This is a genomic window from Aureimonas ureilytica, from assembly GCF_001475935.1.
In the GTDB taxonomy this organism is placed as follows: domain Bacteria; phylum Pseudomonadota; class Alphaproteobacteria; order Rhizobiales; family Rhizobiaceae; genus Aureimonas; species Aureimonas ureilytica_A.
The window spans coordinates 1-1,025 of sequence record NZ_LDQA01000167.1; the positions used below are offsets into that span (position 1 = coordinate 1).

Annotated in this window: 1 protein-coding gene; it reads left to right on the plus strand. The window is 66.2% G+C overall.

The features are described from left to right. Positions 1-98: 98 nt before the first annotated feature. Positions 99-1,025, plus strand: a 927-nt coding sequence (gene ytpR, locus NS365_RS23290; protein WP_343286854.1) for a YtpR family tRNA-binding protein, incomplete at its 3' end; no start/stop codon positions are given.

Below are 1,025 nucleotides of genomic sequence, written 5' to 3' on the forward strand. Positions count from 1 at the left end.
TGCGCCGCGCCGCTGACGACGTGACCGATCGCTCGTAAGCCCGACGCTCCCTCCCCTTTCCCGGCCTCTCGCCGCATCCAACGATCATTAGGCCCGTCATGAAGTTCACCCTGTCCTGGCTGAAGGACCATCTCGCCACCGACGCCACGCTTGAGGAGATCGCCGAGCGCCTGACCTCGATCGGTCTCGAGGTCGAAGGCATCGACGACAAGGCGGGCCTGCGCCCCTTCACGATCGCGCGGGTGCTCGACGCCAAGCGCCATCCTGACGCCGACAAGCTCCAGATTTTGAGCGTCGATGCCGGCCCCTCGGTCAACGAGGGCAAGCCGCTGCAGGTCGTGTGCGGCGCGCCCAACGCTCGCGCCGGCCTCGTCGGCGTGCTCGGCCTGCCCGGCGCCTATGTGCCCGGCCTCGACGTGACGCTCGGCATCGGCAAGATCCGCGGCGTCGAGAGCTTCGGCATGATGTGTTCCGAGCGCGAGCTGGAGCTCTCCGAAGAGCATAACGGCATTATCGAACTGCCCGAGACCGCGCCTGTTGGCACGGCCTTCGCCGACTATGCCGGGCTCGCCGATCCCGTGATCGAAATCAACCTGACGCCGAACCGCCCGGACGCGACGGGCGTGTCGGGGATCGCGCGCGATCTGGCGGCTTCGGGCCTCGGCACGTTGAAGACGCCCGCTGTCGCGCGCATCGAGGGTGAAGGCGAGTGCCCCGTCGCCCTCAACGTGGAGAGCCCGGTCTGCCGCGGCTTCGCGCTGCGGCTCGTTTCGGGCGTCAAGAACGGCCCTTCTCCCCCTCTCTCCCTTCTCCCCCTCTCCTCTCCCCCCCCCCCTTCCTCTCTCTCTTCTCCCTTCTTCCTCCTTCCCCCCCCCCCCTCTCTTCCCCCCCCCCCCTCTCTCCTTCCCCTTACCCTCCCTGATCTCTCCCTTAGACACATCTCCGACACCACGACACACTCAGAACGCACTACTGCCTTCATCTACACCATACACAAAACCACACCAACCATTCAGACAACCCAA